Source organism: Henriciella sp. AS95 (assembly GCF_038900055.1).
Classification (GTDB): domain Bacteria; phylum Pseudomonadota; class Alphaproteobacteria; order Caulobacterales; family Hyphomonadaceae; genus Henriciella.
In genome coordinates this window covers 19,862-45,885 of the sequence record NZ_JBBMQM010000001.1, presented here as the reverse complement: position 1 = coordinate 45,885, position 26,024 = coordinate 19,862, and the positions used below count along the sequence as shown (strand labels likewise).

At 59.5% G+C, this 26,024-nt stretch carries 29 protein-coding genes and 1 other RNA gene; 12 read left to right on the top strand and 18 right to left on the bottom strand.

The genetic code is table 11. The features are described from left to right. Window positions 1-88: 88 nt before the first annotated feature. A complete protein-coding gene (locus tag WNY37_RS00235) occupies window positions 89-1,036 on the top strand; it encodes a radical SAM protein (RefSeq protein ID WP_342971445.1) in 948 nt (315 codons plus the stop codon). Here WNY37_RS00235 and WNY37_RS00230 read toward each other — a convergent pair whose 3' ends face one another. The 3 genes from WNY37_RS00230 to WNY37_RS00220 are packed head-to-tail and all read right to left on the bottom strand — an operon-like array spanning window position 1,037 to window position 2,132. Beyond that, window positions 1,037-1,252 carry a helix-turn-helix transcriptional regulator gene (locus tag WNY37_RS00230; RefSeq protein ID WP_342971444.1) on the bottom strand — a complete coding sequence of 72 codons (216 nt, stop codon included), beginning with the start codon at window positions 1,250-1,252 and terminating at the stop codon, window positions 1,037-1,039. 11 nt (window positions 1,253-1,263) lie between these two features. Continuing rightward, window positions 1,264-1,674: a hypothetical protein gene (locus WNY37_RS00225; protein ID WP_342971443.1), complete on the bottom strand. Its 411-nt coding sequence runs from the start codon at window positions 1,672-1,674 to the stop codon at window positions 1,264-1,266. 23 nt (window positions 1,675-1,697) lie between these two features. Beyond that, a complete protein-coding gene (locus WNY37_RS00220) occupies window positions 1,698-2,132 on the bottom strand; it encodes a hypothetical protein (protein ID WP_342971442.1) in 435 nt (144 codons plus the stop codon). Window positions 2,133-2,249: 117 nt separating this feature from the next. Between WNY37_RS00220 and WNY37_RS00215 the strand changes: the two genes are divergently transcribed. After that, window positions 2,250-3,542: an MFS transporter gene (locus WNY37_RS00215; protein ID WP_342971441.1), complete on the top strand. Its 1,293-nt coding sequence runs from the start codon at window positions 2,250-2,252 to the stop codon at window positions 3,540-3,542. Here the strand turns inward: WNY37_RS00215 and WNY37_RS00210 are convergent. The 3 genes from WNY37_RS00210 to WNY37_RS00200 form a co-directional block, all read right to left on the bottom strand. Next, a complete protein-coding gene (locus WNY37_RS00210; protein ID WP_342971440.1) occupies window positions 3,539-3,724 on the bottom strand; it encodes a hypothetical protein in 186 nt (61 codons plus the stop codon). The two genes, WNY37_RS00215 and WNY37_RS00210, sit on opposite strands and share 4 nt — an antisense overlap. A 263-nt stretch (window positions 3,725-3,987) precedes the next feature. Next, a complete protein-coding gene (locus WNY37_RS00205; RefSeq protein ID WP_342971439.1) occupies window positions 3,988-4,428 on the bottom strand; it encodes a hypothetical protein in 441 nt (146 codons plus the stop codon). Window positions 4,429-4,495: 67 nt separating this feature from the next. Further along, a complete protein-coding gene (locus tag WNY37_RS00200) occupies window positions 4,496-5,512 on the bottom strand; it encodes a 2'-deoxycytidine 5'-triphosphate deaminase (protein WP_342971438.1) in 1,017 nt (338 codons plus the stop codon). A gap of 64 nt (window positions 5,513-5,576) precedes the next feature. Between WNY37_RS00200 and metZ the strand changes: the two genes are divergently transcribed. The 3 genes from metZ to WNY37_RS00185 all read left to right on the top strand — a co-directional run bounded on the left by metZ (window position 5,577) and on the right by WNY37_RS00185 (window position 8,084). Continuing rightward, the gene (metZ, locus tag WNY37_RS00195) at window positions 5,577-6,767 is read left to right on the top strand and encodes an O-succinylhomoserine sulfhydrylase (protein ID WP_342971437.1); all 1,191 of its coding nucleotides are present in this window, start codon (window positions 5,577-5,579) and stop codon (window positions 6,765-6,767) included. A 19-nt stretch (window positions 6,768-6,786) separates the two neighbouring features. Beyond that, window positions 6,787-7,203, top strand: coding sequence for a Co2+/Mg2+ efflux protein ApaG (gene apaG, locus WNY37_RS00190; protein WP_342971436.1), 417 nt, complete (start codon window positions 6,787-6,789; stop codon window positions 7,201-7,203). A gap of 194 nt (window positions 7,204-7,397) precedes the next feature. Beyond that, entirely contained in the window at window positions 7,398-8,084 is a 687-nt protein-coding gene (locus WNY37_RS00185; protein WP_342971435.1) for an N-acetylmuramoyl-L-alanine amidase, read from the top strand. Here WNY37_RS00185 and WNY37_RS00180 read toward each other — a convergent pair. After that, window positions 8,069-9,001 carry a YhjD/YihY/BrkB family envelope integrity protein gene (locus tag WNY37_RS00180; RefSeq protein WP_342971434.1) on the bottom strand — a complete coding sequence of 311 codons (933 nt, stop codon included), beginning with the start codon at window positions 8,999-9,001 and terminating at the stop codon, window positions 8,069-8,071. The two genes, WNY37_RS00185 and WNY37_RS00180, sit on opposite strands and share 16 nt — an antisense overlap. Before the next feature lie 137 nt (window positions 9,002-9,138). Between WNY37_RS00180 and WNY37_RS00175 the strand changes: the two genes are divergently transcribed. Further along, window positions 9,139-9,672, top strand: a complete 534-nt coding sequence (locus tag WNY37_RS00175) for a hypothetical protein (protein ID WP_342971433.1) — start codon at window positions 9,139-9,141, stop codon at window positions 9,670-9,672. 6 nt (window positions 9,673-9,678) lie between these two features. Here WNY37_RS00175 and WNY37_RS00170 read toward each other — a convergent pair whose 3' ends face one another. Beyond that, window positions 9,679-10,260, bottom strand: a complete 582-nt coding sequence (locus WNY37_RS00170) for a hypothetical protein (RefSeq protein WP_342971432.1) — start codon at window positions 10,258-10,260, stop codon at window positions 9,679-9,681. Between the two features lie 83 nt (window positions 10,261-10,343). Here WNY37_RS00170 and rnpB point away from each other — a divergent pair. Both rnpB and WNY37_RS00160 read left to right on the top strand, forming a co-directional pair. Then, window positions 10,344-10,715: RNase P RNA component class A (gene rnpB, locus WNY37_RS00165), an RNA gene on the top strand. A gap of 85 nt (window positions 10,716-10,800) precedes the next feature. Next, complete coding sequence (locus WNY37_RS00160) at window positions 10,801-11,220, top strand: hypothetical protein (RefSeq protein ID WP_342971431.1); 420 nt, start codon at window positions 10,801-10,803, stop codon at window positions 11,218-11,220. On the opposite strand, the gene bchE is transcribed toward WNY37_RS00160, so the two are convergent. Together bchE and WNY37_RS00150 are read right to left on the bottom strand one after the other, a co-directional pair. Next, window positions 11,165-12,727 carry a magnesium-protoporphyrin IX monomethyl ester anaerobic oxidative cyclase gene (bchE, locus tag WNY37_RS00155; RefSeq protein ID WP_342971430.1) on the bottom strand — a complete coding sequence of 521 codons (1,563 nt, stop codon included), beginning with the start codon at window positions 12,725-12,727 and terminating at the stop codon, window positions 11,165-11,167. The two genes, WNY37_RS00160 and bchE, sit on opposite strands and share 56 nt — an antisense overlap. 215 nt (window positions 12,728-12,942) lie before the next feature. Continuing rightward, the gene (locus WNY37_RS00150; RefSeq protein WP_342971429.1) at window positions 12,943-13,440 is read right to left on the bottom strand and encodes a DUF2721 domain-containing protein; all 498 of its coding nucleotides are present in this window, start codon (window positions 13,438-13,440) and stop codon (window positions 12,943-12,945) included. A gap of 203 nt (window positions 13,441-13,643) precedes the next feature. Between WNY37_RS00150 and WNY37_RS00145 the strand changes: the two genes are divergently transcribed. Continuing rightward, entirely contained in the window at window positions 13,644-14,354 is a 711-nt protein-coding gene (locus WNY37_RS00145) for a hypothetical protein (protein ID WP_342971428.1), read from the top strand. 12 nt (window positions 14,355-14,366) lie between these two features. On the opposite strand, the gene WNY37_RS00140 is transcribed toward WNY37_RS00145, so the two are convergent. Further along, window positions 14,367-14,711 carry a hypothetical protein gene (locus WNY37_RS00140; RefSeq protein ID WP_342971427.1) on the bottom strand — a complete coding sequence of 115 codons (345 nt, stop codon included), beginning with the start codon at window positions 14,709-14,711 and terminating at the stop codon, window positions 14,367-14,369. A gap of 142 nt (window positions 14,712-14,853) precedes the next feature. Between WNY37_RS00140 and WNY37_RS00135 the strand changes: the two genes are divergently transcribed. After that, window positions 14,854-15,399 carry a hypothetical protein gene (locus WNY37_RS00135; RefSeq protein WP_342971426.1) on the top strand — a complete coding sequence of 182 codons (546 nt, stop codon included), beginning with the start codon at window positions 14,854-14,856 and terminating at the stop codon, window positions 15,397-15,399. Window positions 15,400-15,467: 68 nt separating this feature from the next. Then, window positions 15,468-16,934, top strand: a complete 1,467-nt coding sequence (locus WNY37_RS00130; RefSeq protein ID WP_342971425.1) for a phospholipase D-like domain-containing protein — start codon at window positions 15,468-15,470, stop codon at window positions 16,932-16,934. Here WNY37_RS00130 and WNY37_RS00125 read toward each other — a convergent pair. After that, window positions 16,931-18,559, bottom strand: coding sequence for an acyl-CoA dehydrogenase family protein (locus WNY37_RS00125; protein WP_342974853.1), 1,629 nt, complete (start codon window positions 18,557-18,559; stop codon window positions 16,931-16,933). The two genes, WNY37_RS00130 and WNY37_RS00125, sit on opposite strands and share 4 nt — an antisense overlap. 162 nt (window positions 18,560-18,721) lie before the next feature. Then, the gene (locus WNY37_RS00120) at window positions 18,722-20,149 is read right to left on the bottom strand and encodes a YdiU family protein (protein WP_342971424.1); all 1,428 of its coding nucleotides are present in this window, start codon (window positions 20,147-20,149) and stop codon (window positions 18,722-18,724) included. 185 nt (window positions 20,150-20,334) lie between these two features. Between WNY37_RS00120 and galE the strand changes: the two genes are divergently transcribed. After that, window positions 20,335-21,336: a UDP-glucose 4-epimerase GalE gene (gene galE / locus WNY37_RS00115; RefSeq protein ID WP_342971423.1), complete on the top strand. Its 1,002-nt coding sequence runs from the start codon at window positions 20,335-20,337 to the stop codon at window positions 21,334-21,336. Between the two features lie 17 nt (window positions 21,337-21,353). Here the strand turns inward: galE and metK are convergent, their stop codons facing one another. From metK to WNY37_RS00090, 5 genes are all read right to left on the bottom strand, one after another. Continuing rightward, window positions 21,354-22,550, bottom strand: a complete 1,197-nt coding sequence (metK, locus tag WNY37_RS00110) for a methionine adenosyltransferase (protein WP_342971422.1) — start codon at window positions 22,548-22,550, stop codon at window positions 21,354-21,356. Between the two features lie 97 nt (window positions 22,551-22,647). After that, window positions 22,648-23,460: a 3'(2'),5'-bisphosphate nucleotidase CysQ gene (gene cysQ, locus WNY37_RS00105; protein ID WP_342971421.1), complete on the bottom strand. Its 813-nt coding sequence runs from the start codon at window positions 23,458-23,460 to the stop codon at window positions 22,648-22,650. Between the two features lie 43 nt (window positions 23,461-23,503). Next, a complete protein-coding gene (locus WNY37_RS00100) occupies window positions 23,504-24,466 on the bottom strand; it encodes a Gfo/Idh/MocA family oxidoreductase (protein WP_342971420.1) in 963 nt (320 codons plus the stop codon). Between the two features lie 102 nt (window positions 24,467-24,568). Then, the gene (locus WNY37_RS00095; RefSeq protein ID WP_342971419.1) at window positions 24,569-25,186 is read right to left on the bottom strand and encodes a histidine phosphatase family protein; all 618 of its coding nucleotides are present in this window, start codon (window positions 25,184-25,186) and stop codon (window positions 24,569-24,571) included. After that, a complete protein-coding gene (locus WNY37_RS00090) occupies window positions 25,186-26,001 on the bottom strand; it encodes a manno-octulosonate cytidylyltransferase (RefSeq protein ID WP_342971418.1) in 816 nt (271 codons plus the stop codon). Before WNY37_RS00090 ends, WNY37_RS00095 begins: the two co-directional genes overlap by 1 nt. Window positions 26,002-26,024: the final 23 nt, after the last annotated feature.

The window sequence follows — 26,024 nt, the reverse complement described above, 5'->3', positions numbered from 1 at the left end:
CGTTGCGCCGCCGTAAATTCCACTGCAGGCGCGCGCCTCTGCACGCGGTCGCTTGTTTTGATGTGATCGAGGCCTAGAGTCGTGCCACATGGTTCAAACCACTCTGATAGAACAGAAATTTCAGGATCCGTTTGTCACGGCAAAGGGCGAAGCGCGCGGCAGTGTTGATTGGCGCGGGCTGAAGACGCTCTGGCTGAATACCGGCACGCTCTGCAACATCGAGTGTGTCAATTGCTACATCAAAAGCTCTCCGACGAATGATGACCTGGTCTACCTGACGCTTGGCGATGTGACGCCTTATCTGGACGAGGTGGATGGACTGGGTGAGGGGACCAAAGAGATCGGCATTACGGGCGGCGAGCCCTTTATGTGTCCGGAGATCCTCGCCATCATCGAAGCCATTCTGGAGCGCGGTCACACGCTGCTCCTGCTGACAAATGCCATGCGGCCGATGATGCGGCCGCGTATCCAGACCGGCCTCCTCGACCTGCAAGGCCGGTTCGGTGAGCAGATGGTTCTCAGGGTCTCAATGGATCATCATACCGAATTGCTGCATGATGCTGAGCGCGGCGGCGGCAGTTTCGCCCTGGCCTGCGAGGGACTGTCCTGGCTCAGCGAACATGGCTTCAATGTTGCCATTGCGGGACGCCAGGCACTGGCCGAAAATGAAACACAGGCCCGCGCCGGTTACGCGACGCTCATTGAGCGGCTCGGTCTCAACATTGACCCGTCCGATACCAGACAGCTCGTCCTCTTCCCCGAGATGATCGAAGGGGACAGCCCTCCCGAGATCACCACCGCCTGCTGGGGCATTCTCGATGTCGATCCGGCTGACATGATGTGCGCGAGCCAGCGCATGGTCGTCAAACGCAAGGGTGAGGCGCGGGCGGTTGTCACAGCGTGTACCTTGCTTGCCTATGACAAGCGGTTCGAGCTTGGCACGTCACTCAAGGAAGCGACCGCCAAGCCCGTTCAGCTCAATCACGCCTGGTGCGCAAGCTTCTGTGTATTAGGCGGCGGCAGCTGCTCGGCCTGATCACTCAGCCGCCTTTGCCGGTTGCTGAGGATCCACGAAGATGTCCTCAATGGACTTTTCGAAAAGCCGGGCAATGGCGAAAGCGAGCGGCAGAGACGGGTCGTACTTGCCTGTCTCGATCGCATTCACCGACTGGCGCGACACATCGAGCTTGTCGGCCAGGGCTGCCTGGCTCCATCCATGCTCGGCGCGAAGGGTGCGGATGATATTCTCCATCAGCTGCCCCGTCAGACTGTCTTGCCGAACACTCGCGGGGCGCAAGTCACCCCTCCATAGGTCGCCAGGAAAAAGGGACCGATCCAGAAGACATCGAACTGCTGGACCATGTCGAACCGCTGCAGGAAGCCAATCACAAAGAGCCCCGAAATGGTTATTGCTGTACTTACGGCATACGCCTTCAGATTGCGTAGTCTGGTATACTCATCCGTCTCGACAATCCATCGCAGCTGGGCCCAGATTATGAGACAAGCGGGAAGTGCCATCCCGACAGCAACCAGCGCGGTTACCCAAGGGGCGGGCTCGTTCGTCTTTAGGTACCAAATGCCCGTGAACAGCACTATCACGTACAAAATCATCGCTGGCCAGAATACGCGGTGATAGCGTTTTCGAGCACCATTGAATCCAATTTGCTGAACCATTTTGTATCTCCATCTGTATTTGGTTAGGCGCGCAGTGAGCTGAGGCCGGGAAAACTGCTTCCCTCGGCCAGCGCGGCGCGAAACAATTGGGATTCCAGCGTCTTCAGAATGATGAAGAAGCCAGGCATCGTGTAAATCGGTAGGTGTTTGGCGCCGAACCAGCCCATCTGGGCCGACAGCTCCTGGGCGATCAGCAGGACCATGACTGCCAGGCCTGCATGGACGCTGGTCACCCTGTCTATCGCCCGGTCAAATTCATCGCCTCGCGGATAGTGCGCGAGCATGGTGCCGAATCCGATGATGGCCCCGGCAAGGGCGCCGACACCGCCCCATTGAGCTGCAACGCTTCCTCCGTCGATGAGATAATCAGCGGCGACGCCGACCGTAGCAAGGCCGATGCCGGCAACCGTGCGTGCAAAGTACAACCCCCATCTGAGATCCTGTTTTTCCTCACGCATCGCGTCGCTCCTTTGTCTAGTGTCCTTGACAATATGACAAGGATGCTTGTCATGTCAAGTGACCTTTACAACAAAAGGGTTTGCACCTTTTTGAACGCACGTTAGGAGAGGCGCTCCATGGCGCTCGCTCCGAACCTCCACGTCTTCAGACACAGAGCTTACCTGCACTACTGGCTGATGCGGGTCTCGATCGCGGCTGCCCGCCAGATGGAGGCCGTGGCGATCGGCTGGCAGGTCTACAATGTTGCGCGAGACCCGGCCGAAACAGGTGGGCTTGGCTGGGGTATCGAGCACTCGGCCTTTTTGCTTGGGCTGGTCGGCCTGTCGCAATTCGTGCCAGTGCTTCTCCTGTCCCTTGTGGGCGGGCAGGCGGCGGACCGCCTCAATCGCAAAATGATCCTGCTGGTCACAATCAGCGTCAGGATCCTTGTGTCGTTCGGGCTTCTGGCATCGGTGTTCCTGCCGGCAAGCTATGCCCTGCCAATCATTTTCGGCGTCGCGGCGACGCTTGGCTGCGTGAACGCCTTTGTTCCGGCGGCAGCGAATTCGCTGTTCCCGCGACTGGTGCCCCGTGCAGAGCTGCCAACGGCAATTGCCTGGAATTCCCTTGGCTTCCAGACCGCGACGATCACCGGCCCTGCCATTGGCGGCCTTATCTATGCGTTTGGCGGCGCGGAAGCCGTCTACATAACAGCGATTGTTATTGCCTGCTTCTCATTCACCGCTCTTGCGACAGCCAAGACGCCGCCGCACGAAAAAGTGCTGAACGTTCGCGGATGGTCGATGGTTTTCGAAGGCCTTGGCTATATCCGGCGCAACAAGATCGTTCTCGGCGCGATCTCGCTGGACCTTGTTGTGGTGTTTTTCGGTGGGGCCAAGGCGCTCTTGCCGGTCTTCGCGCGCGACATCCTTTTTGTCGGGGAAGTGGGATTAGGCTTTCTCCAGGCCTCCGTCGCTGTTGGAGCGGCCATCGTGGCCTTCATGCTGGCGACCCGCCCGCTGTCGCGAAATGTCGGGCCATGGATGATGTGGGCTGTGGGCATTTATGGAGCGGCAACACTGGTGTTTGGCCTGTCGACCATGTTCTGGCTGTCCTTTGCGGCCCTGGCTGTCACGGGCGCTGCCGATCAGATTTCGGTGTTTGTGCGCGCATCGCTCATCCAGCTTGCGACACCCGATGAGATGAAGGGGCGCGTGTCGTCGGTCTCCTTCATCTTCATTTCCGCGTCCAATGAACTGGGCGAATTTGAAAGCGGGGTCGCTGCGCGCCTGCTCGGACCGGTGGGGGCCGTTGTCTTGGGAGGCGGTATGGCCATCGTCACGGCCCTCCTCTGGAGCAGGCTGTTTCCCGACCTCACGCGCGCTGACCGGTTTGACGGTGTCGAAGAACAGGCCGTCAGAACTAGCTAGCGCCAGAAATCGCGCCGACGCTCTCGCATGGCGTCGGTCTCCCAGCCGCCATCGCTAAATCCCAGCAATTCATCGATGCGCCACGACTTGTAAAACACAACGACATAGATCGCGCGGACGACGACTATCGCCGCAAAACATGCTCCGACGAAGAGCATGGCCTGTATGGTTTGTTCGCTCACGGTTCGACCCCTCACAATGGAACCTGACGCGACCAGCTAGAAGTTCCCACCTTGCCAGCAGCTTGCCTGAAACCGTGAAATTTGACCTATTCGGCAGCGATCCGCGAATTGATTGGAGAGTGTTGCGCGCCGCGCACAATCGGTCGGGACTTTGCGCCCATTCGTGAGGCTTCGCGGCCAGTCATCTGGCCCGCGAAAAAGCCGCTTCTGATAACAAGATCACGAGTCTGCCTGGTCTCAACAGGCGGACGTCAAACCCAGGCTTAACTTACCGGGCAGGTCTGGTCGTCTTCATAGCTGCCGCTGATTTCGTCGATTGTCTGGCCCACCAGATTGACACCCTTGGCGAAGTCCTCGCCTGCAGTGTCCTGTTCGTCCGCCATCATCAGTTCGCCGACCACGTCTTCAGCGCCCTCGCCGGTTTCCCGCATACCTTCGGCGACCTTGGACAGTGTCATCGTGATCTGAGCCTGCTCCATCTCGGGCTTGGAGGCGATCACCTTGCCCATGCAGTCGCAGAACGTGTCTGCGGTGATGCCGATCTGGTCAAAGGTTTCCTGCGCTTCGGGGTCGCTCGCCACCACTTCGCAATCAGTGCGCTCAGCCGTGACCTGCGTATCGGCGCCCGTTTCGGCGTCGTCGCCAGCGCCGCCGCAGGCTGAAAGGAAAAGCGCAGCTGCGCCGAGATAGATGACGGATTTCATTGGACGGTCCTTCGTGGTGGTCTGGGTTCGCCAGCAGACAAGACTGCAATGGCGGCGCTGTCCAGTCTCAACCGAAATGTTTGGAGAGTTTCAGGCCCTGGCCCTGATAGTTGCTCAGCTTTCCGCCATAGAGAGCGGATGGTTTGGCCGTCATGTCTTCATAGACCAGTTTGGCCACTGGCTGGCCGTGTTCAAGAATGAACGGTACGTCGCGCGAGCGCACTTCCAGGACAGCGCGAGATCCGCCTTTATTGGTGCCGAACCCGGGATCGAAGAAGCCCGCATAATGGGCCCGGAACTCGCCGAGTTCAGGCGCGATCGGTGCCATCTCCGCAGCTTTGGTCCCCGCCACTTTTACAGCTTCCCGGGAGGCGAGGATGTAGAAATCCTCCGGGTTGAGGACCAGGCGCCCCTTGTGCGGGAACAGCGGTTCCCAGAAATCGGCGACTTCATGTTTCGCGATGCCCCGCAGGTCAATCAGGCCTGCATGATGTTTGGCACGCCAGCCGACGGGCTCGCCATTCGCCGCATCCATGTCGATGGAGACTGTCTTCTCGCTGGTGTTTTGCGGTTTCCCTCGGCGCAGGCGTAGCTGGGCGAGGCGGTCACCCGGGCGCGCCAGAATGGAGAATGTACGGGGGCTGATTTCCAGCCAGAGCGGTCCTGAATAGCCGGTCGGGATATCGTCGAACGCCTTGCCGCGATTGGTCACGAGACGCGTAAAGACATCGATACGCCCCGTCGAAGATTTTGGATTGGCCCGCCCGGAAACGCCGGCAGGGAGTTTGAGGTGCTCCATCAGCGGAACGAGATAAACGCAGCCTGTTTCCAGCACCGCGCCCTGTTTTGTCAGGTCTATCCGGTGCAGTTCGATGCCGGGCTCTTGCAGAACGTCCGCGACAGACCGGTCGCCGCCGGGCAGGAAGGAGGCCCGGATGCGGTAAGCGTCCTGTGCCAGGCGAAGATCCAGGCTGGCCGGCTGAATCTGGTCAACGTCCAGCGAGTCGCTCGTGCGAATTGCGCCCGCATCGAACAAGGCCTTGAGTTCGTGATCAGGCAAAACGCCCGGTTTTGCTTCAGCCATCCCTTGATCCCTTTCGAATATGAGGCTTATGACGGTCCGCTCTGTATTGGAAGGACCAAAGGCAATGTCGAAGCGCGACGGAGATGACTGGAAACCGGCGACGAAACTCGTTCGCGGCGGCACCATGCGCTCGCAATTCGGCGAAACCTCGGAAGCCATCTTCCTGACATCGGGTTATGCCTATGAGAGCGCTGAACAGGCGGCGGCGCGGATGGCCGGCGACGAGGAAGGCTTCGTCTATTCGCGCTATGCCAACCCGACTGTGCGCATGCTCGAAGATCGCCTTGCGCTTCTTGAAGGGGCAGAGACCTGCCGTGTTACGGCGTCCGGCATGGGGGCCATCTCCAGCGCGATGATCGCGCCCGTGGGTGCGGGTGACCGGGTGGTTGCCGCGAGCGCGCTGTTCGGATCCTGCCGCGTCATCTGCCAGACGATCCTGCCGCGCTATGGGGTCGAGACAGAGTTCGTGGAGGGGGCGAACCTCGATGCGTGGAAGAAGGCGCTCTCGAAGCCAGCCAAGCTCGTGCTGATCGAATCACCCTCCAATCCCCTGCTTGAAGCTGTCGATATTGAAGCGGTCGCGAAGCTCGCTCACGCTGCAGGTGCAAAACTTGTCGTTGACAATGTTTTCGCAACACCGGTCCTTCAGCGGCCGTTTGATCTGGGTGCTGACGTTTGTGTTTACTCGGCAACGAAGCATATGGACGGGCAGGGCCGCGTGCTCGCAGGGGCCATTCTCGGAAAGACGGACTGGATCGAGGAATTCATCGATCCTTGGCTTCGTCATACCGGCCCAGCGCCCTCGCCATTCAATGCCTGGGTGGTGCTGAAAGGCCTTGAAACACTGGACCTTCGTGTCCGACAGGCGTGCCGGAATGCCTCCCAACTGGCCGACGCGATCGCAGGGCACCCCAATGTGAAAGCCGTACGCTATCCGGGGCGGAAAGATCATCCGCACCATGCTGTGCACGCCAAGCAGATGGATGATGGCGGAACGCTGATTGCGTTCTCGGTAAAAGGTGAGCGTGCCGAAGCCTTCCGTATACTGAATGCGCTTCAGCTTGTGGACATTTCAAACAATTTAGGTGACACGAAATCCCTCGCTTGCCATCCGGCATCGACAACCCATCGTGCGTTGAATGAGGAAGAGCGGGCCTCCATGGGGCTCGATGAAAGCTGGATCCGGCTGTCCGTTGGTCTGGAGGATGCCGACGACCTTCAGAAGGATATCCTCGCTGCGCTGAACGCGATGTGATTTTAGGGAGCACAAGGGTATGGCCGGACGACCGCCGCCGCCCATTTATGAAGCAGAGACAGCTGGCGTGAAAATTCGCGTCCAGCCGCGCTTCATGCACGACGAATCCAAACCTGCGTCCGGAGAGTATGTCTGGTCCTACACGGTAGAGATCGAAAACGGGTCCGAGCGCACCTGGACACTGACAATGCGCCACTGGGATATCATCGATAGTCATGGCCGTCGTCAGCTGGTCGATGGCGAAGGCGTCGTCGGCCAAACCCCGACATTGCAGCCGGGAAAATCGTTTCGCTACTCCTCTGGCGCGCCTCTCGGAGCCCCCTCCGGAATGATGGGCGGCATGTACACGCTTGTCGACGAAGACGGCGAAGAAATGAATGTGCGTATCCCGACTTTTTCTCTCGATAGCCCATATGAGCGCTCCCGGCCGAGTTGAATCTGGTCATTTGGACAATTTATCGCCAGTTTCCAACGCTTTTGGCTGTTAACTTGTGTGCTCTTTTGCTACACAAACCCCGACGATCTGCGAGCGCTATTACAGTGACCGCTACGCTTGGGGGCGTTTCGTCATAGCTGAATGGGGACGGGTTGACGCTGCCGGCGTTGATCGCTGAGGGGGATACCTGACAGATGAGTGTGATCACTCGCATACCTAGCCCGAACTTCGATGATCGGCGCACGGGCGTCGACATGCTTGTCCTGCACTATACAGGCATGCAGACCGGCCAGGATGCGCTGGACCGGATGTGTGACGCAGACGCCTCGGTTTCGGCCCATTACATGGTTTGGGAAAACGGCGATGCGGTGTGTCTCGTGGAAGAGGACAAGCGTGCCTGGCATGCGGGCGTTTCATGCTGGCAGGGAGATCAGGACCTCAATTCCCGGTCCATTGGCATCGAAATCGTCAATGGGGGACATGACTGGCCGCTCAGTAGTGGCAAGCTGCCGCCATATCCGGATGTCCAGATCGAGTCGGTGATGGAGCTTGGCAAGGCCATCGTGGCGCGCTGGGAGATTCCCCAGACGCGTATCGTGGGCCATAGCGATATCGCCCCGACCCGCAAGATTGACCCGGGCGAGCACTTCCCATGGGCACGCCTTGCCCAGAATGGCCTTGGCCTGTGGCCGCTTGTTCTGGCAGAAAAGGAAGGGCCCCTTGAGAAGTCCCTCAGCCAGATCGGGTATGATACGACCGACGTTTCGGCTGCGACGGCGGCGTTCCAGCGCCGGTGGCGACCTGCGCGCGTGGATGGCGAGAGCGACGGCGAAACCCGGCAGATCGCGCAGTCGGTCGCCGATCTCTACGCGTCGGTCTGAGTTTCCGGTTTCTGAACGTCGATAGCGGCGTCCCGTCGCCGCCTGTCGGCGACGCGGTGGGCCCACTCGACCGACAGGGCGGCGCCGAGCAGCAGCGAAGAGACCGACAGCATCAGCCAAATGAAACCGAGAATGACCGATGCCAGCGCACCGTAAAATGTGTCGAGGACGGATATCTTGAGGTAGAGGTGGTAGGCCCAGGTCACGACGCTCCACGCCAGCGCCCCGGCTGCTGCGCCCGCCATCAGGGCCTTGCCGGAGTTGATCCGCCCATGCAGCGACAATGAGATGATCAGGAAGAAGATCGCGAAGCAGGCGAGAAACTTTCCGACCCAAAGGTTTGAGGCGACCTCCGAAATGCTCTCGGCCAGATCAAACGCGATAAACCCCTGTTTCTCGGTGATGAACGACATCAGCAATTGCAATGCGCCCAGCAGCCAGACCAGAAGGATCAACAGCGTCGTCATCAGAAGGGAGACACCCTGAAAGCGGATGATGTTGCTGCGCTTCTCTGACCCGGCGACCATGCGGATGCCGGTAATCGCCGCCTTCGCGCCGGAACTGGCCGTATAGAAGACGATGACGATCGCCAGGACCGCCCGGATCGTCAGCCCCTGCGGCGTCGCATCGCGTATTGTCGTCAGATCAGCCTGTTTCAGCGGCGCCACGGCAGAGGTGAGGACCTGATCAATGGTCTGGGCGAGACCGTCCGCCATGCTGTGTGGCAGCAGTGAAAAGAGCAGGGTCAGGGTCAGATAGATAATCGGAAAAATCGCGAACAAGGCATAGAAGCTGATCCCGCCTGTCACGATGCGGACTTCCGGCTTTGAAAGCCGAACGATGGCTGACCAGACCGGCAGCAGGATCCAGTCCTTGAAGGGCATCGGCAGCGGCAGCGATTTCAACCAGTTTAACATGGATCAAGCCTTTGGCCTGCCTGCGAGTTTCGTCAAGACGCTAGCATGCCGCATAAAGGTCACAATGATCTGAGAACAGAACGCTTCCTCGTATTGCCGCGGCTGCTGAACCGACGAGCAATTTGACGAGGACGATCATGCCACATCCAAACTCGCGCGGCGAGCGCCGCGCCCTTGCGCGCAAACTTGACGGCCATCACGAGCCGCCAACCTCTCGCGGATTCGAAGACAAGAACTGGAAACTCATCTTTCGCCGTGCCAACAAGCTGCACCGCGCCAGACAGATCGGAAAGCTCTGGCCATACCGGGAGTGGGAAAAACTGATGGCCGATGCCAGGCCGCTGAGATTGCTATTCGTCTGCTCGAAAAACCGTCTGCGCAGTCCGACGGGCGAGGCAGTATTCGCCAGTGTTCAGGGTGTTGAAACCAGATCGGCCGGTACCGCACGCGATGCGATCCGGCAGGTCGGGATGGACGACATCCGTTGGTGCGACCTGGTCATCTGCATGGAAGACAAGCACGCAAACCGCTTGAAAGCCGACTTTCGTCAGGCGATCGCGTTCAAGCCGATCCATGTGCTCGGCATTCCTGATGACTACAAATACATGGAGGATGAATTGGTGGACCGGCTGCGAGAGACGGTGATGCCGATCATCAAGCAGGCAGAGTGAGCGAGGCTAGGGGCCGCAAATCCACTCGCCATCATAGACCCGGCTGGCGCCGTCGCCGCGCTGGACGTCCATGCTCGCAAATTTCGACGTTTGTTCCGTGTTCGCGGCCGTCAGCGATTCATCGCCAAGCTCGATCGTGATGGTGAGGCCTTTGCCGCCAAATTCGCCCGGTTCGCGTTCAAGGCGGTTGAAGCCGCCCTCGGATGTGCTGACGAGGATTTCAGAATAGCCATTGTGATTGATGGCGGCGCGCGGCCTGGCGTCATCAGCCACATTCGATTTTGCGACAAGGATGGTGGCACCCGCTGGCGTCTTGAAGCCGCATCCGAGTTCACCCTCAATCGACTGAGCATCTTCGACGCGTATTTCGTTGAGCGTGATTTCAGAGCCATCTCCGCCAATCGTGGCGGTTTCTTCGGCGGGTTTTTTCTCAGCTGCCGGTACGGTCGCATCGTCTGGGATGACGTCATTCCCGTGCGTTTCCATGGGCGGCGTCGGCGCACTTTCTTCAGATGTAGGGGCGTCTGGTGAGCAGGCGGTCATGACAAGCATGGCCGGGGCGAGGAGGAGGGCTGACTTTAGTTTCATCCCTGAAGAACGGGGCAGCCTGCAGCCGGTTCCAGACAAGACTCTGGCGTTTTGTGCGTGGGTTGATTATATGCGCCCCCTGACCAGACGGCCGGGCAGCCGCTGGTATGCTGGTAACGGCATGCTGGAGGAAAGTCCGGGCTCCATGGAGACAAGGCGGCGGATAATGTCCGCCCGGCGCGAGCCGAGGGAAAGTGCCACAGAGAGCAGACCGCCAGCCGCTTGCGGCTGGTAAGGGTGAAAGGGTGGGGTAAGAGCCCACCGCGGGGCTGGTAACAGTCCTGGCATGGTAAACCCCGCCTGGAGCAAGACCAAATAGGGGGCGCGCATGGGCCGTTTCCAGCCCGCGCCCCGGGTGTGTCGCGTGAGGGCTCTCGTAAGAGAGCTCCCAGAGGAATGGCTGCACAGGCGCTTTATGCGCTGGACAGAACCCGGCTTACAGGCCGTCTGGTCAGAATTTGCCATACCTCTTACGCTCTGGCCGACCCGTTCCATCTCCGGTACACGCACAATACAGCCTGCCGATAGGAGAGACATCTGATGGTTGAGCCACTCTTGATTCAGTATCAGGTCCTGTCCGAGCAAAGGCTTCATTTTGGGCGCCTGTACTGGCAATCGGTGGCCTTCCTGTTCGCGCTATTGCTTGCGTCTCTGGCGATATTGCCGGGAACCAACTGGGTGCCATTGGATCTGTTAGGATATGCACTCGGCGGCATCACCATATTGATGGGCTTCGTGGTCGATCGGGTGCGTAAGCTGGAAGGCCAGTATGAAGATAGGCTGGAGGCGATTGAGAAAGCCCTTCAGTCAAAAGGGCATATAGACATCCAGATCGCTCCAAAGGCGGGCAAGTATGGCGCACGCTTCGTCGTCACGCTCGGCCTTTATCTGCTTGGCGCCGCGATCATTCTGCTGGCGGTGCTGAGCCCCGGATTGCCCCTCGGCCAATCGGCAATGTAACGGCCTTTCGCCGCGCCGGCTTCGCGAGCGCTTCTTCCTCATCTTCCAGTGACTCGCCCCAGAACTCGGCGACCGTCGGGCCTTTTTTCCAGCGCTTGTCCCGGACAAGAAAACCGAAGACTTCGTGGAACCAGACGCGTCGACCCATCTGGTAATACCAGTTGCGTGCGTGGCGTAATTTGGGGTCCTTTTCGGTCCACAGGCGCCATAACGCCTTTGGGCGGGCCTGCAGGACGAATTCTATGATCTTGGACCACAGGAAGACGCGCCAGGGCGGCACGTGACGGGTGGCGAGCACCTGGTGTTTGTAATCCCATTTTGACTGGTCGCCCTGAATCACCTCTCGGCCGGCAGCTTCGGAAAAGAATGGCGTCCATCGGTGCGGCGTAACGTAGAGCGATTGGATTTGATCGGGATCATAGGCAAGAAGCTGGCGCAGCGCCCGCCAGTAATCGGCATCGGTTTCTTCCTCGAAGCCGGCCACCCAAGTTGCCATGGACAGCATGCCGTGATCGCGCATGAGCCGGATTGCCTCGCGGTCGGTTGTCGTGGACCCGCCCTTGCGGATTTTCTTCAAGACGGACTCGTCGGTGTTCTCCATTCCCATCAGGAAGCGCTCGACGCCAGCCTGTTTATAGAGATGGAGGTGATCGCGATCGCGCACGATATCGTCGGCGCGCGTCGAGCCAACCAGCGTGACATCGATATTCTCCGCGATCAGGGCTTCAAGGAAGCGCTTCCACATTTTCTTCGACGAGGTCGGGTTCTCGTCGGCGAAGTTGAACACCTCGACTCCATGGTCGCGGTGGAGACGACCGATTTCTGCGGCGAATGTCTCAGGGTTCCTGTGACGCCATTGCGTCCAGAAACCGCGCTGGCCGCAATAACTGCAGGGATGTGGACACCCGCGAGAAAACTGCACAACGACGGCCCGTTTGCCGCCCCAGTAGGAATACCGGGCGTGATCTATCAGCTCCCAGCCAGTCCGGTAGGCGTCGAGGTCGCCGATGATCTCGCGCGCGGGGGTAGAGACAGGTTGATCGTTGCGGCGGTAAGACAGGCCGGCGACTCCATCAAGCGGTTCACCCGCATCGATCGCCCTGACAAGCGCGCGGCAAGTCTCCTCGCCCTCTCCGCGAACGATGATGTCGAATTGCGGCAGTTCGCTCAGGATGTCGCGCCAGTGATAAGTGGGAAAGACGCCGCCATATATCACAATGAGTTCCGGCAGTTCCGCTTTTGCATCTTCCGCGATGCGGCACGACACCGGATGCGCCGTGGTCGATCCAGAGTGGCCAATGAGCAGGAGGTCTGGCGCGTGCCTGGCAATCTCGCCCCTTATGTCTGCAAGCGTCAGCGGCCCGAATTCGGCATCCAGGAGCGTCACGTCATGACCATCATCGAGAAGCGGCCCGCCGATGGACAGAAGGCCCAGCGGCGGAAGGTGGTCGTCAGGAATGCGGCTCCCAATTGCCGGATGAGGCGGATTCACGATGAGTATGCGCACGGCACGAGTGTCCTTCCTGTTTCTCTGCCAAGCTATTATCGATCATGTTCAGCCATTTCTTGCTGAGCAATTGACGATTTTGCAGCAATTGTTGGTGGAACAGGCGATTGTATGGCGGAACGGGTTTGCGATCACCACTTTGCCGTCATTGAGCGCCATCCAACTTGATGCACTGTATAGTCCAGGCGATCACACGGCGTCCGTGGCAGGCTTATCTAGAAGATCTTTTTCCAGAACTTCGCTTTCTTTTCGCGCCGGTTTCGGACCTTTTCCATAAGGTCGGTGCGCACGCGGAGCATCGCGGCCGCGACATGGATCTCCCAGAGAAAGCTGCCCGTCGCGGCAATAAGGGCGGCCATGGCGAGAATGAACAGGACGGCCACGGCACCGGACACGTCGGCTGCGAAAAGCTGTCCGGTGAACAGCGTCATGATGACGAGACAAACCAGCAGGAGCGCTGCGGTGGACAGCACAATCGCCCGGTTGATCCAAGAGATACGCCGATCAAGCAGCCAGATTTCCGCGCGCAACCGTGGGTGGGTATCTATCACGCCTTCTTCGGAAAGCTCGATCTCGAGCCCGCGAGACCGGTCGACCACGCGGCCAAGGCGGTTGGTCAGGACGGTCAGAAGCGCGCCGATACCTGCAATCAGAAACACAGGCGCAACGGCCAGCTCAATGCTGTGTGCGATATTTGTCGGCGATGCGTCCATGTAAGGTGGATCACGCTGAAGCGGAGCGAAGTCAAGCGTGTCCAGCCGCACCGCGCCGCAGCGGGGCCAAAGAATAAGCGTTTGACAGTCAGCTCGCCGGGGCAGATAGATGCTGTATTCTCAAGGTGTCTGACCTTGTTTATCGTGTCGGCCAAATCGTAGCGGACTCGCCTTCAGGCTGTTTTGCTCCGAAAGCCAATCACATGTTTTCCAATTTTCGCGCCGTCCTGCTTGTCGCAGTCGGCCTATGCGTCCTGCCCAGTTTCGGTCTCTCAAAGGCCGCATCGCAAACCATTGAAATTGCCTCCACGGATGGCGGGATCCCGGAGAATTCCGTGGAGCATGCTTACGGCAAGAAATGGCGTTGCAAGAGTGGCTACAAGGAAATCGAACCGGGCTCATGCTCGCAGGTCCAGGTGCCTGACAATGCCTACATCAATGGCCGCGATTTCGGCAAAGGGTGGACCTGCAGGCGCGGGTACACCGAGCGCGGCGATGCCTGCATCGAAATCCCGGTCCCGGACAATGCGTTCCTGAATTCGTCAGGCAGGGGATGGGAATGTGAGCGCGGCTTCCGCCTCCAGCTCGACGAGTGTCTGGCCGTCAACGTCCCTGAAAATGCTTTCATGGTCGATGTCCGGTACGGAAAAGGCTGGGAGTGCGAGCGCGGATACAAGGCTACAGAAACGCAGTGCGAGAAAGTCAGGGTGCCGGAGAACGGTTTCCTGTCTGACTCCATATATGGCCAGTCCTGGACATGTGAGCGGGGGTTCCAGCCTGTCGGCGATCGCTGTGAGCAGATCATCCTGCCGGAGAATGCGCATCTCGATTTTGGCGGTGATCGCTGGGCCTGTGACAAGCCCTTTGAGAAAATCGGCAATCGGTGCGAGCTGCCAGTCGATACCGCCAATTAAGCGGCGGGCCGGCTATTCAGGTTCGGCAAATCCCCAGCCATCCGGCTTGTAACCACGGGCCAGAGCCATTTTGGTCGTGCGCTCTTCGTGCAGCCAGATATCCTGCGGGGTGAAGGGAATGGGGCCTATCGAGGCGGCAACCTGCGGCGCTTCGGCCTCTTCATCGACGGTATAGCCGAACGCGCCGAGCGCCTTCTCGAAAGCCTCGCGGCGCGCATCCTCGCCGTCGATCGGCACAAAGAAGAGATCGAGCATGATCTCACTGTGCGGCTCAACATTCTGCTTGTCGCGCAGCTGTTCGCACGTCCAGACCGTTTCGGCCTGCTGCTCGGTAAAATTCCAGTCGGCTTCGTCCATGCGGCAAGCGTGTAGAGGCGCAGGACCGACATGTCGATCCACCGTGTCAGAGACGGGCCCAAAAAACTTACAGTTAACGGGCCGGCGGACATTGACGAGCGTGGATGGCAGGGCGCTAATGCGAGGTGCGATGAACCGCTGGATGGTCCTTTCAGTTCTGTTGATCCTGTTCGGGATCTGGGTGGGCGTTCCACAGCTCGGCCTGCTGCCGGATGGCGATTCTGTGCACCTGTTTACCGGCCTCGCCCTCGGCGCTTTCGCCTTTGGCTACTTTCCTGAAACCGACACGATCGAAACGACGGAGCCCGTGCTGCTCTGGCGCCGCTTTGCCGCCTTCGCGATTGACCTCACCGCCCTGTTCATGGTGCTGCACCCGCTCATGTCCATGGTGCAGGTCGCAGCGGCGGTGCTGTTCGGCGTGACGCTGGTCTTCTGCTATTTCTGGCTGCACGGTGTCTTCGGGCGCGCGACGCTTGGCCAGTATGTGATGGGCTACACCGTCCTGCCGGCGGAGGGCACCAACAGTGAACCGGAATTTGCGCACCGCACGCTTGCCAGCTTCGTGGCGACCTGCCTGTGGCCGGTCACCTTCATCTCTGCCTCACAGGAAGACGCCACGCCCGGAACCTATCACTGGGACCGGGAGTCTGGCACGCAGGCCGTCAGGCTGATGTCGCTCGAACGCTAAGCAGGTGGCGGGCACAGAGGTGTTCGGCTGACTGGGAAACCGCCTGCATCGCCCCGCGTTACCCTCTTATGCAGACAACGCAAATCCTGGTCCCCGGCGAGACCTGCCAGCGCATTGAGACGGCTGAACGCATGCGCATCATCATCGACGGAAAGGATTATTTCCGGGCGGTGAAGCAGGCCATGCTGAACGCGCAGAAGACCATCATGATGGTCGGCTGGGATTTTGACACACGCATTGCCTTCGAGCCTGACGGCAAGACGCTGGAAGGCCCGAACACTCTCGGCGACTTCCTGTCCTGGATGTCGAAAGAGCGCGAGGATCTGCAGCTTTATATGCTGAAGTGGAATGTCGGCGCGATGCAGTCCGTGATGCGCGGCATGCTGCCCATTGCGCTGAAGCCACTGCGGTTTCACGATAATTTCCATTTCCATCTCGATTCCAGCCACCCCGTTGGCGCCGCACATCATTCCAAGATCATCGTGATCGATAATCAGCTGGCATTCTGCGGTGGCATCGACATGACGGCTGGGCGCTGGGACACGTGTGAACATCTCGATGAGCAGCCCTGCCGCGCGCTGCCGGGCGATGACGAAAGCCCGAAACCCTGGCACGACGCGACAGTCGCTGTTTCCGGGCCGCTAGCGTGCGCACTGGGGAACCTCGCACGTGAGCGCTGGCAACGCGCGACCGATGAAGCGCTTGAACCTCCAAACTGCGACAGTGAATCTGTCTGGCCAGAGCTTGAAACGACTTTTGAAAACCTACCCGTTGCTATCGCCCGCACATATCCCGACTATGAAGACTATGACGAGGTCCGCGAGATCGAAGCGCTTTATCTGCGCGCGATCGAGACCGTCCGCGACACGCTCTACATTGAGAGCCAGTACCTCGCCTCTGCAAAATTGACGCGCGCCATCGCCAACCGTCTGGCCGAAGAGGATGGGCCGGAAGTCATTCTCGTCCTGCCGCGCAATGCCGAAGGGTGGCTGCGCCAGGAGGCAATGGACGGCGCGCGGCGGCGGATGCTGGAACATCTCTGGCAGCATGACAGGCATCACCGCCTGCTGGCCTGCTTCCCGGTTACACAGAGCGAAGCGCCAATATACGTCCACGCCAAGATCATGATTGTGGATGACGGCCTGATCCGGGTCGGCTCGTCCAATCTCAATAATCGGTCCATGGGCTTCGATACCGAGTGCGATCTCGCCGTGGAGGCTAGCCAGTGCGAGGCGCCGGACCAGATCCGGGCGACCATCTCGCACATGCGCAGCGGCCTCGTCAGCGAGCATCTCGGCGTGAGCAGGGACGCGCTGGCGGATGCTGTCGAGCAAGCAGGGGGCAGTCTCGTTGCTGCTATCCGCGCCCTTATGGGCGCTGGCCGATCGCTTCAGCTGTTCGAGCGCGACGAAGTTGAAGGGGAATCAAGCCCTCTTGCCGAAAACGAATTTGCCGACCCGGAAGAAGTCGGTAACGGCCTCGCCGAACGCCTCGTACACGGCGTCAGTGACCTCATCGGCAATCTTGGAGGTTAGTTCCCGCCCTCGACCAGCCGCCTCGCGATCACCATGGCCTGCACTTCGCCGGCGCCTTCGAAAATGTTCATGATGCGGGCGTCAGCGAGGACGCGGGAGATCGGATACTCCATCGCAAAGCCATTGCCGCCATGAATCTGGAGCGCATTGTCCGCCGCAGCCCATGACACGCGCGCGGCGAGCAGTTTCGCCATGCCGGCCTCGAGGTCACAGCGCTTGCCGCTATCTTTCTGGCGGGCCGAGAAATAGGTGAGCTGGCGCAGGCCGACGAGCTCAGCGGCCATCATGACGAGCTTGTTGGACACCCGTGGGAATTCGAAGATCGGCTTGCCGAACTGGGTGCGGTCGAGCGCATAGCGCAGGCCAAGTTCAAAGGCGCATTGGGCGACACCGATGGCGCGGGCAGCGGTCTGGATCCGCGCGCCTTCAAACGTCGCCATCAGATGGCGGAAACCCATATTCTCGGTTTCGCCAAGCAGGTTCTTCGCGGGCACTTCAAACTCATCGAAGCCGATCTCGTATTCCTTCATGCCGCGATAGCCGATGACTTCGATTTCGCCGCCCGTCATGCCGTCAGCAGGAAACGGGGTCGCGTCATCGCCGCGTGGCTTTTCTGCCAGGAACATGGAGAGACCCGAGAAATTATTGGTCGACGGGTCCGTCCGGGCGAGCACCGTCATTAGGTCCGCGCGGACCGGGTGGGTGATCCACGTCTTGTTGCCGGTGATCTTGTAGGTGTCGCCGTCTTTGACAGCGCGTGTCTTCAGGCTGCCGAGGTCGGAGCCGGTATTGGGTTCCGTGAAAACCGCGGTTGGCAGGATTTCGCCGCTCGCAATTGCCGGCAGATATTTTTCTTTCTGCGCGTCCGTTCCGCCGATGAGAATAAGCTCAGCGGCGATCTCGGAGCGCGTACCCAGCGAGCCGGTCCCGATATAGCCGCGCGACAGCTCTTCGGAGACAACACACATCGACGTCTTGCCGAGGCCAAGTCCGCCATATTCTTCCGGGATGGTGAGGCCGAACACGCCGAGCTCGGCCATTTCCTCGACGACAGGCATCGGGATGTAATCATTCTTGAGGTGCCACTCATGCGCATGCGGCACGATCCGGTCATCGGAGAAGCGCCGGAACTGGTCGCGGATCATGGTCAGCGTTTCGTCGAGACCGGTTTCCTCCACCGTGGCGCGGCCAAGGGCATCGGGCAGGTGCTTCGCAGCGGCGGCGAGCGCGTCGGATGTCTTGCCTTCGGTCAGGAAGCGCTGCACAGCCGGGTCGAATAGGCGCTCCATACCAGCCTTGGTCACCCCGAGATCGGCCGGGCGAATGATCTCGCCCTGGTTCATCGGAATGCCGCCGATCAGCTGGGCGCAATATTCGGAGAACAGGATTTGCGACAGCAGCTGCTCGATCTCGCCGAACCTGCCTTCCGCCTGCATCCGCTCGGCCCAATGGGCGGTCTCGCGCAGCGTTTCGACATAGGTGATGACCCATGAGAGACCGTGGGCGGCGTGCTGATGCACTTCCAGAAGCTTGCGGTCGGGCTTTCCGCCGGGCGCAAGTTTCCCCTTCATCGAGGCTTTCGCGTCTTCGCCATAGGCCTCCAGGCTGACGACAGCCTCGTTCATGGCTTCGATCAATCCGCCCATAATGGGGGATGGTTTATCGGTGACGGCTGCGTCCATTTTATTGTCCTCCGGGCCCGGCATTGTGCATGTTCTCAGGCGTTTCATCGCTTGATGACACAAATTTTGCTGCAGCGCAGCGATAAAATCTGTCGCAGGGGCAAGCTATGCCTTCGAAACCGCTTTCTCGAACGGGATGTCGAGCGCAAGTCTCGCGTCCTCGATGTCATCTAGAACCTGATGAAAAGCCGACCAGTCATCACTTTCAGCGATGGGGGCCCAAAGCGCTTCCACGTCATCATAGAGCAGAGTCACAGGCGAGCGGCGCTGCCAATAGGCGTGGGCCAGGCGGTCGGTCCTGTCGGGCTCGAAACCGCTTAGCTGGTCGAAGACGGGCGCGAAGGCTTCGCCTGCATAGAGCTCTCCAATCGGGCTGGCCTTGGCGCGGGCTTCGCTTTGTCGGCCGCAGAACCAGTCGAAGAAGACCTGAGCCCACGGCGCCTTCGTCTCCGACATCCAGTTGTAAAGGGTCTGCAGGAAAGTGAGATCGGTCTTGAGGTCACCGGAGGATTTCAGGCCGAACAGCTTCAGATTGTGATCGGCGAGTGCATGCTGATAGGTGCTCTCATAGGTCTGTAGCGCTTCGCTGAGCGGCTCGGCGTCGCAGATGAGGGTGAAGGTTGCCGCGAGCTGTTGCAGCGCCCAGAGGCCCTGCGTTGGTTGACGCCCAAAGCGGTAAAGGCCTTGCTGGTCAAAATAGGCCGCCGTGAAGTTCGGGTCAGACCAGGGCAGGAAACGCCACGGGCCGTAGTCGAAACTTTCGCCCGTAATGTTGAAATTGTCGGTGTTCATCACCCCGTGCACGAAGCCGCAGGCCATCCATTGCGCGACCATGCGGGCGGTTTGCGCTGTGATGCGATCCAGCAGGGCGGGGGCCATGACGCCGAGGTCGTCGTCGAGCGTGTCGGGATAATAATACTCTGCGCAATGGCGGATCAGGCGGGCCAGGTTCTCGCGCTCATCGAGGTAAGCGACGCGCTGGAAAGTGCCGAAACGGATATGGCTGTGCGACAGGCGCACCAGAACAGATGAGCGCGTCGGTGACGGCTCGTCATTGCGCTGCAAATCCTCGCCTGTCTCGATCAGGCTGAAGGGTTTTGATGTCTTGACGCCATGTGCTTCGAGGTATTGCGCAGCCAGGACTTCGCGCACCCCGCCTTTCAGGGTCAGGCGGCCATCACCCTGGCGCGACCAGCGCGTCTGGCCGGATCCCTTGGTGCCAAGATCGAGAAGCCGGCCGGCCTCGTCTCTGATTTGGGCAAACAGAAAGCCGCGCCCGTCGCCAAGTTCGGGGTTGTAAACGCCGAACTGATGCCCGTGATAGCGCATTGCCAAGGGCTGCTGAAGATTGCCCTCAAGGGGGGTGAATGCTGCGAAATGGGCGATCCATTCATCGTCGCTCAACCGGTCAAGCCCGACCTGGCGGGCCCAGCGCGTATTGCGAAAACGCAGCACAGATTTGCTGAACGTCGCAGCCTTGGACACATCTGCGAAGGCTTCTGATATTTCGAGAATTGGGGGTTTGGTCTGCATAATATTCTGCCGCAATGGCAGGTTCGGCCCGCCTTCACAAGCAAAACCGCCATCTCCTTTTTCACCTGAAAAGCGAATCCGGCCTAGGCGCGGCGGTGAGGACTCATTATTGCATATCTCGATCAAAGGCTGCCTCACGCAGTCAATTGTCCGTCACATGAAATCCAGAGGAACATCACAGAGCCATGACCAGAACCGTTCTCGTGACCGGCGGCGCCGGCTATGTCGGAAGCCATTGCTGCAAGGCGTTTGCTGAAGCCGGCTGGAAAGTCGTTGTGTATGACAATCTCTCGCGAGGCTGGCGGGAATTTGTTCGCTGGGGAGAGCTGGAACAGGGTGACCTGCTGGACAGCGAGGCGCTGGATCGTGCCTTCGCCAAGCACAAACCTGACGCCGTGGCTCACTTTGCGGCGCTCGCTTATGTCGGTGAGTCCGTCGAGAAGCCCGGCATGTACTATGAGAATAACACGCTCGGAACGGTTCGCCTTCTTGATGCGATGGCAAAAGCAGGCTGCGACAAGATCATCTTCTCATCCACCTGCGCGACCTATGGCGTGCCGGAAAAAATGCCGATGACCGAGGACATGTCGCAGAACCCGATCAACCCGTATGGCATGTCCAAGCTCTTCGTCGAAAAAGTGCTCGACGATTATGAAGTTGCGCACGGCATCCGCTCTGTAAAACTACGTTACTTCAACGCGGCTGGCGCCAGCCCTGATGGCGAAGTTGGCGAGCGTCACGAGCCTGAGACCCATCTCATTCCGCTGTGCATTGAAGGCGTTCTGAACGACACGTTCAAACTGACGGTTTTCGGAGACGACTTCGACACGCGCGATGGCACCTGCGTGCGCGACTATATCCATGTCATGGACCTTGCGGATGCGCACCTGAAGGCCCTCGACTATCTGTTTGACGGCGGCACGTCCGAAGCGTTCAACCTTGGCACAGGTACGGGCACCACGGTCATGGAAATCGTTCATGCGGTAGAGCGGGTGACCGGAAAGCCTGTGCCGCGTTCGATCGGTCCGCGCCGCGCCGGTGATCCGCCTGCACTGGTCGCATCAGCCGATAAAGCCGAGAGCATCCTCGGCTGGAAGCCGGTTCAGTCCGATGTCGATAGCGTCATCGAAACAGCTTACAATTGGCACCTGAAGGAAGTCGAACGCAAGAAAGCCGCCGTATCCTGATCCGGTGCGGTCTCTGACTAGCTCGCCAGGTCTTTCAGCTGCTCAACCAGATCAAGGCGCTCCCAGGAGAAGCCGCCTTCATTGTCCGGTGTGCGGCCAAAATGCCCATAAGCGGCTGTGCGCGCAAAGATCGGACGGTTCAGGCCAAGCGTCGTGCGAATCCCGCGCGGCGAAAGGTCCATGATTTCCATCAGTCGTTTTTCGAGCGCGCGCTCATCGGTGTTGGCCGTGTCGTGCAGGTTCACATTGATTGAAAGCGGCTGGGCAACGCCGATGGCATAGGAAAGCTGCAACGTGCAGCGTTTGGCCAGGCCTGCCGCGACAACGTTCTTGGCAAGGTAGCGAGACGCGTAGGCAGCTGACCGGTCGACTTTCGTCGGGTCCTTGCCTGAGAAGGCACCGCCGCCATGCGGGGCTGAGCCGCCATAGGTGTCGACAATGATCTTGCGGCCGGTCAGGCCAGCATCGCCGTCCGGGCCGCCGATCACGAAGTTGCCGGTCGGATTGACGTAGAAACTTTCTTCCTTCGGAAACCAGCCTTCCGGCAGTATGTCGGCAACAATCGGGCGGACGAGTTCGCGGATATCGGATGATGAAAACCCGGCGCCATGTTGGGTGGACACCACCACCGCGTCGACGCCGACGGGTACTCCGTCACGATAGCGCATCGTGACCTGGCTTTTGGCGTCGGGCTCGAATTCCGGGCGTTCGCCCGAATGGCGAAGCTCTGCCATCCGCTTCAGGATGCGGTGCGCAAAGGAGATCGGCGCGGGCATGTACTCATCGGTCTCGTCGCTCGCATAACCGAACATGATACCTTGGTCGCCAGCGCCTTCTTCTGTGTAGGTGCCGGTGCCTTCATCAACGCCCGCCGCAATGTCTTCGGACTGGCCGTGCAGCCAGTTGTCGAGCTTTAGATACTGCCAGTGAAAACCGCTTTGTTCGTAACCGATATCCTTCACGGCGTCGCGGACAACGGCTTCCACCATGTCAGCCGTGATCGTATCGGGGCCGCGCATTTCACCGAGAAGCGCGATCTGATTGGTCGTCGCGGCAGTCTCGCACGCCACGCGAACGCGGGATGTGTCGTAGCCGGCCTTGATCGCCTCGCGGAAATAAAGGTCCACAACCTCATCGGAGATCCGGTCGCAAACCTTGTCGGGATGGCCTTCGGAAACGCTTTCGCTGGTGAAGAGAAAATCTGGTGAGGTCAAAACTATTACTTTCCGAATTTAAGATGCGCACCGCTCAGCTAATGGAAATATCTGCCAACCCGGTATGGTCAATCTTTTTCGCTGCAGTGAAAAGTGTCTAGCGGGTTTCCACACCAGCCGGAACCGTAACGTCGCCATACACAATGAAGTGCGGGTTGTCATAGCCACGCTCTTTCTTGCCATAACGAAGCGGGACACCTTGGTCGGACATTACCCGTGCGCCCGCGGCTTCGGCCACGGCCTGACCGGCCGCAGTGTCCCATTCCATGGTCCGGCCCATGCGGGGGTAGATATCGGCCTCGCCGGCTCCGACAAGGCAGAGTTTGAGTGACGAACCGGCAGAGATAATCTCGTTCACCTTGAACTGAGCCAGAAACTCATCCGTTTCAGGCGATCGATGAGACTTGGACGCAATGGCGGTCAGCCCGGCTTCCGGCGCCTTGCGGATGTGCATCGGCAGTCGCGCATCGCTGGCGGGGACGGCTTCACCGGGTTTGACGTCTGCCTGCCAGGCAGAGCTTGGGCTTTCAGCCATGAACAGGCGGTTCAGAGCCGGCGCATACACAACACCCATGACCGGCTTGCCGTGTTCGATGATCGCAATGTTGACCGTGAACTGGCCGTTCTTGTTGATGAACTCCTTTGTGCCATCCAGCGGATCAACCAGCGCAAAGCGGGCCCCGTGATCTGGAATACGGCCTGCCGCGACCGACTCTTCAGCAATGACATCAAGCTCTGGGTCAGCCTCGGCCAGCCCCTTCAAAATGAGGTCCTCCGCCTTCTGATCTGCTTCGGTGACGGGCGACGAGTCGCCTTTGCGTTCAACATCGAAATCGGTGGAGTAGATCTCCATGATCAGCGCGCCAGCATCGAGGGCGATACGGGCGAGTTGGTCAGGTTTCAAGCTCATGAAAAGGCTCCTCAGGGCCGGATGGTTAGGTGTCCGGACGGGGTTATGCCCATGTTTCACAGGCGGCGCAAATACGCTCCGCGATATTGATCGCGTCGAAGGCCTGATGACTGTTTCCATGGCCGAGGGGCGCTCGGCCAGCGATCGCATCAAGAAACTCCGTCAGTTCTTCCTTTGCGGTGGAATGCTGTGTGAACTCGCGAATTGTTTCGTCCGGATTGGCGACCGGTTCACCGCGCTCCGACTTCGACAGCGTCGCGTGGATCAGCATTTCCGGTCCATAACCCTCAAGACCGGGAAGGTGTCCGTCGAGCCAGACATAACCACGCTCAAAACCGAGTTCGAGTCGGAACGTCTGGCGCCAGGATGTCGATGATGAATGTAACTGCGCGATCGCGCCATCGGCCGTCCGGAGGAGTGCAAAGACGTTTGCTTCATCATTCGGCTGCCCCGATGACATCGCCTTTACGCTTTCAAAAGGGCCGCAAAACAGGTGCAGAAGGTCCAGCATCTGAATACCGTGCCCCTTGAGGATAGAGGTGTTTGCGAAATGGCCGGAGGGCGCGCCCGCATGCCCATAAATGGCACGAGCGGTCAGCAGTTTGCCAAAAGCCCCGTCCGCAATCACGGCTTGCGCCTCGCGAACGCTGCCATGATGTCGTAGGCCGCAGCCGAATTTGAGAATGGCGCCTGAGTCTCGCTCGGCCTCCCGAAGGTTCACAATGTCTTCGACGCTTTGGCCGCCCGGCAGTTCGCTGAAGACGTGAAGCCCCTTTTTCAGAGCCGATATGGATGCGCTGACAGCAATTGCAGGTTCGAGTGCGAAAACCACCGCATCGAGTGTCTCTGTGTCCAGCGCGGCATCCCAGTCGTCGTCTGAATAATGCGCGATATCTTCGCGCGAAAACGTCTTCACGATAATGGTGTCGTCGCATGCAGCGAGAGCGTGGCACCGTGCGGCAGCGAGACCATTCTTACCAAACACAGCGAAGCGGAGAGGGGTCATGGGGTGCCGGCACTTTCCAGAGGAATTGTAAAATTCCGACTATCCAACCCATCGGCCTACGGCAACCGCTGAGGTGACATGTCATTCATGCGCGCCGCCCGATCAGGGACGAAAATTCCAGTCTTTCAGCGCCGGGCCGTCCTCGCCGAGATGGATGACCCCATAGGCGCCGGTTTTCAGCTTAAGAGCGAGGTCCGTGGGTGCTTTTTCTCGTGTGACCGCGAGTAACGCAAATCGAGCGATGCCATTGCTGGTCACGACCAGGGCGGGGCGCTCATCCTCACTCTGGTAGAGCTGCTTGAAAAAATCCTTCCACGCCGTCTCAAGGGCTTCCGGGTCGACGATCCAGCCCGGCGGCGCGGTTGCATAGTGCTCCCAGGCAGACAGAGCTGCGTCACCAATGCGGTCAATAACGACCGGTTCGGGCTGGTTCTCGTCGGGTCCGTAGTCGATCTCCCGCAGGAATTCGCTCACCGTCAGCTCAATTGGTTCAGGCTGAGTGGCCAGAATAGTGCGCGCTGTCTGCAGTGTACGCTTGAGCGGGCCTGCGGTAGCGGAAGAAAACACAATGCCGGCCTGTTTGAAGTGGTGGGCGAGCGCTTCGGCCTGCTGCTGGCCGGACACTGACAAGTCCAGGTCAGTCCGGGCACCAACCCGGGTTACCGTGTCCCCCTTGTCGAAGGTGTTGCCATGGCGAACGATGTAGACGTCACGTGCCATTAGCCGAGTTCATCCATCGGATCGCCATGCTCGGCGATCAGTTTTTCAGCGAAAGCAGCGTCCTCTGGCGTGTCGATACCCCACATCGCCGTCGCGCCGGGCTTTACCGCGACGCTCATGATGGACATTCCATTCTCGAGAAAGCGTAGCTGCTCAAGGCCCTCCAGCGCCTCGTAGGTGCCGACAGGCAGGCTTGCAAACCGCTCAAGCGCGTTCATTCGATAGCCGTAAAGCCCGATATGGCGCCAGACAGGGGAAAGCCCGCCGGATGCCCTCATCGCGGCTTCCTTGCGAATGGACGGGATGATCGTTTTCGAGAACCAGAGCGCCATGCCATCTTCGCGGCGAATGCAGCAGGTGCCGCTGAAGGGTTCTCGTGTTTTCTGGTCGCGCATCACATCAAGCGTCGCCCAGTCCAGTTGCACCACGGGCGTGACGACATCAGCGGTGCTTTGTGAGGCGACTTCGATCAGCGCTTCGAGATAGTCGGCCGGCGTGAAGGGCGCGTCTCCCTGAAGATTGAGGACGAAGTCCGCTTGTTGGTCATATGCTCGCGCCGCCGCGAGCGCGCGGTCAGTACCTGAGGGCAGCGCGGGATCTGTCATGACCGCTGGAGCGCCGATGTCGGCGGCGTGGTCCAGTATCGTCTGGTCGTCGGTTGCAATCACGTAAGCAACATCGGAATTTCGTTCTGAAACGCGCCGCGCAATGGCTGCGACGCGCGATACAAGGGAGTGGCCTGCAATCGGGTGGAGCGGTTTCGCGGGGAAACGCGTTGAACCAATTCTGGCCGGGATAACGATCAAGGTTCGCATGAGGCGTGATTTCGAAGCTTAGG

Bases quoted from the DNA above. Each gene is read 5' to 3' on its own strand.
- WNY37_RS00205 (WP_342971439.1), bottom strand. From the start codon at position 4,428: ATGAAATCCGTCATCTATCTCGGCGCAGCTGCGCTTTTCCTTTCAGCC.
- WNY37_RS00120 (WP_342971424.1), bottom strand. From the start codon at position 20,149: ATGCAGACCAAACCCCCAATTCTCGAAATATCAGAAGCCTTCGCAGAT.
- WNY37_RS00235 (WP_342971445.1), top strand. From the start codon at position 89: ATGGTTCAAACCACTCTGATAGAACAGAAATTTCAGGATCCGTTTGTC.
- WNY37_RS00200 (WP_342971438.1), bottom strand. From the start codon at position 5,512: ATGGCTGAAGCAAAACCGGGCGTTTTGCCTGATCACGAACTCAAGGCC.
- WNY37_RS00160 (WP_342971431.1), top strand. From the start codon at position 10,801: ATGGTTGAGCCACTCTTGATTCAGTATCAGGTCCTGTCCGAGCAAAGG.
- WNY37_RS00150 (WP_342971429.1), bottom strand. From the start codon at position 13,440: ATGGACGCATCGCCGACAAATATCGCACACAGCATTGAGCTGGCCGTT.
- apaG (WP_342971436.1), top strand. From the start codon at position 6,787: ATGGCCGGACGACCGCCGCCGCCCATTTATGAAGCAGAGACAGCTGGC.
- WNY37_RS00140 (WP_342971427.1), bottom strand. From the start codon at position 14,711: ATGGACGAAGCCGACTGGAATTTTACCGAGCAGCAGGCCGAAACGGTC.
- WNY37_RS00145 (WP_342971428.1), top strand. From the start codon at position 13,644: ATGTTTTCCAATTTTCGCGCCGTCCTGCTTGTCGCAGTCGGCCTATGC.
- WNY37_RS00100 (WP_342971420.1), bottom strand. From the start codon at position 24,466: ATGACCCCTCTCCGCTTCGCTGTGTTTGGTAAGAATGGTCTCGCTGCC.
- WNY37_RS00125 (WP_342974853.1), bottom strand. From the start codon at position 18,559: ATGAACGAGGCTGTCGTCAGCCTGGAGGCCTATGGCGAAGACGCGAAA.
- WNY37_RS00225 (WP_342971443.1), bottom strand. From the start codon at position 1,674: ATGGTTCAGCAAATTGGATTCAATGGTGCTCGAAAACGCTATCACCGC.
- cysQ (WP_342971421.1), bottom strand. From the start codon at position 23,460: ATGAGCTTGAAACCTGACCAACTCGCCCGTATCGCCCTCGATGCTGGC.
- WNY37_RS00185 (WP_342971435.1), top strand. From the start codon at position 7,398: ATGAGTGTGATCACTCGCATACCTAGCCCGAACTTCGATGATCGGCGC.
- WNY37_RS00170 (WP_342971432.1), bottom strand. From the start codon at position 10,260: ATGAAACTAAAGTCAGCCCTCCTCCTCGCCCCGGCCATGCTTGTCATG.
- metZ (WP_342971437.1), top strand. From the start codon at position 5,577: ATGTCGAAGCGCGACGGAGATGACTGGAAACCGGCGACGAAACTCGTT.
- WNY37_RS00130 (WP_342971425.1), top strand. From the start codon at position 15,468: ATGCAGACAACGCAAATCCTGGTCCCCGGCGAGACCTGCCAGCGCATT.
- WNY37_RS00215 (WP_342971441.1), top strand. From the start codon at position 2,250: ATGGCGCTCGCTCCGAACCTCCACGTCTTCAGACACAGAGCTTACCTG.
- WNY37_RS00135 (WP_342971426.1), top strand. From the start codon at position 14,854: ATGGTCCTTTCAGTTCTGTTGATCCTGTTCGGGATCTGGGTGGGCGTT.
- WNY37_RS00180 (WP_342971434.1), bottom strand. From the start codon at position 9,001: ATGTTAAACTGGTTGAAATCGCTGCCGCTGCCGATGCCCTTCAAGGAC.
- WNY37_RS00175 (WP_342971433.1), top strand. From the start codon at position 9,139: ATGCCACATCCAAACTCGCGCGGCGAGCGCCGCGCCCTTGCGCGCAAA.
- WNY37_RS00230 (WP_342971444.1), bottom strand. From the start codon at position 1,252: ATGGAGAATATCATCCGCACCCTTCGCGCCGAGCATGGATGGAGCCAG.
- galE (WP_342971423.1), top strand. From the start codon at position 20,335: ATGACCAGAACCGTTCTCGTGACCGGCGGCGCCGGCTATGTCGGAAGC.
- WNY37_RS00090 (WP_342971418.1), bottom strand. From the start codon at position 26,001: ATGCGAACCTTGATCGTTATCCCGGCCAGAATTGGTTCAACGCGTTTC.
- WNY37_RS00220 (WP_342971442.1), bottom strand. From the start codon at position 2,132: ATGCGTGAGGAAAAACAGGATCTCAGATGGGGGTTGTACTTTGCACGC.
- WNY37_RS00095 (WP_342971419.1), bottom strand. From the start codon at position 25,186: ATGGCACGTGACGTCTACATCGTTCGCCATGGCAACACCTTCGACAAG.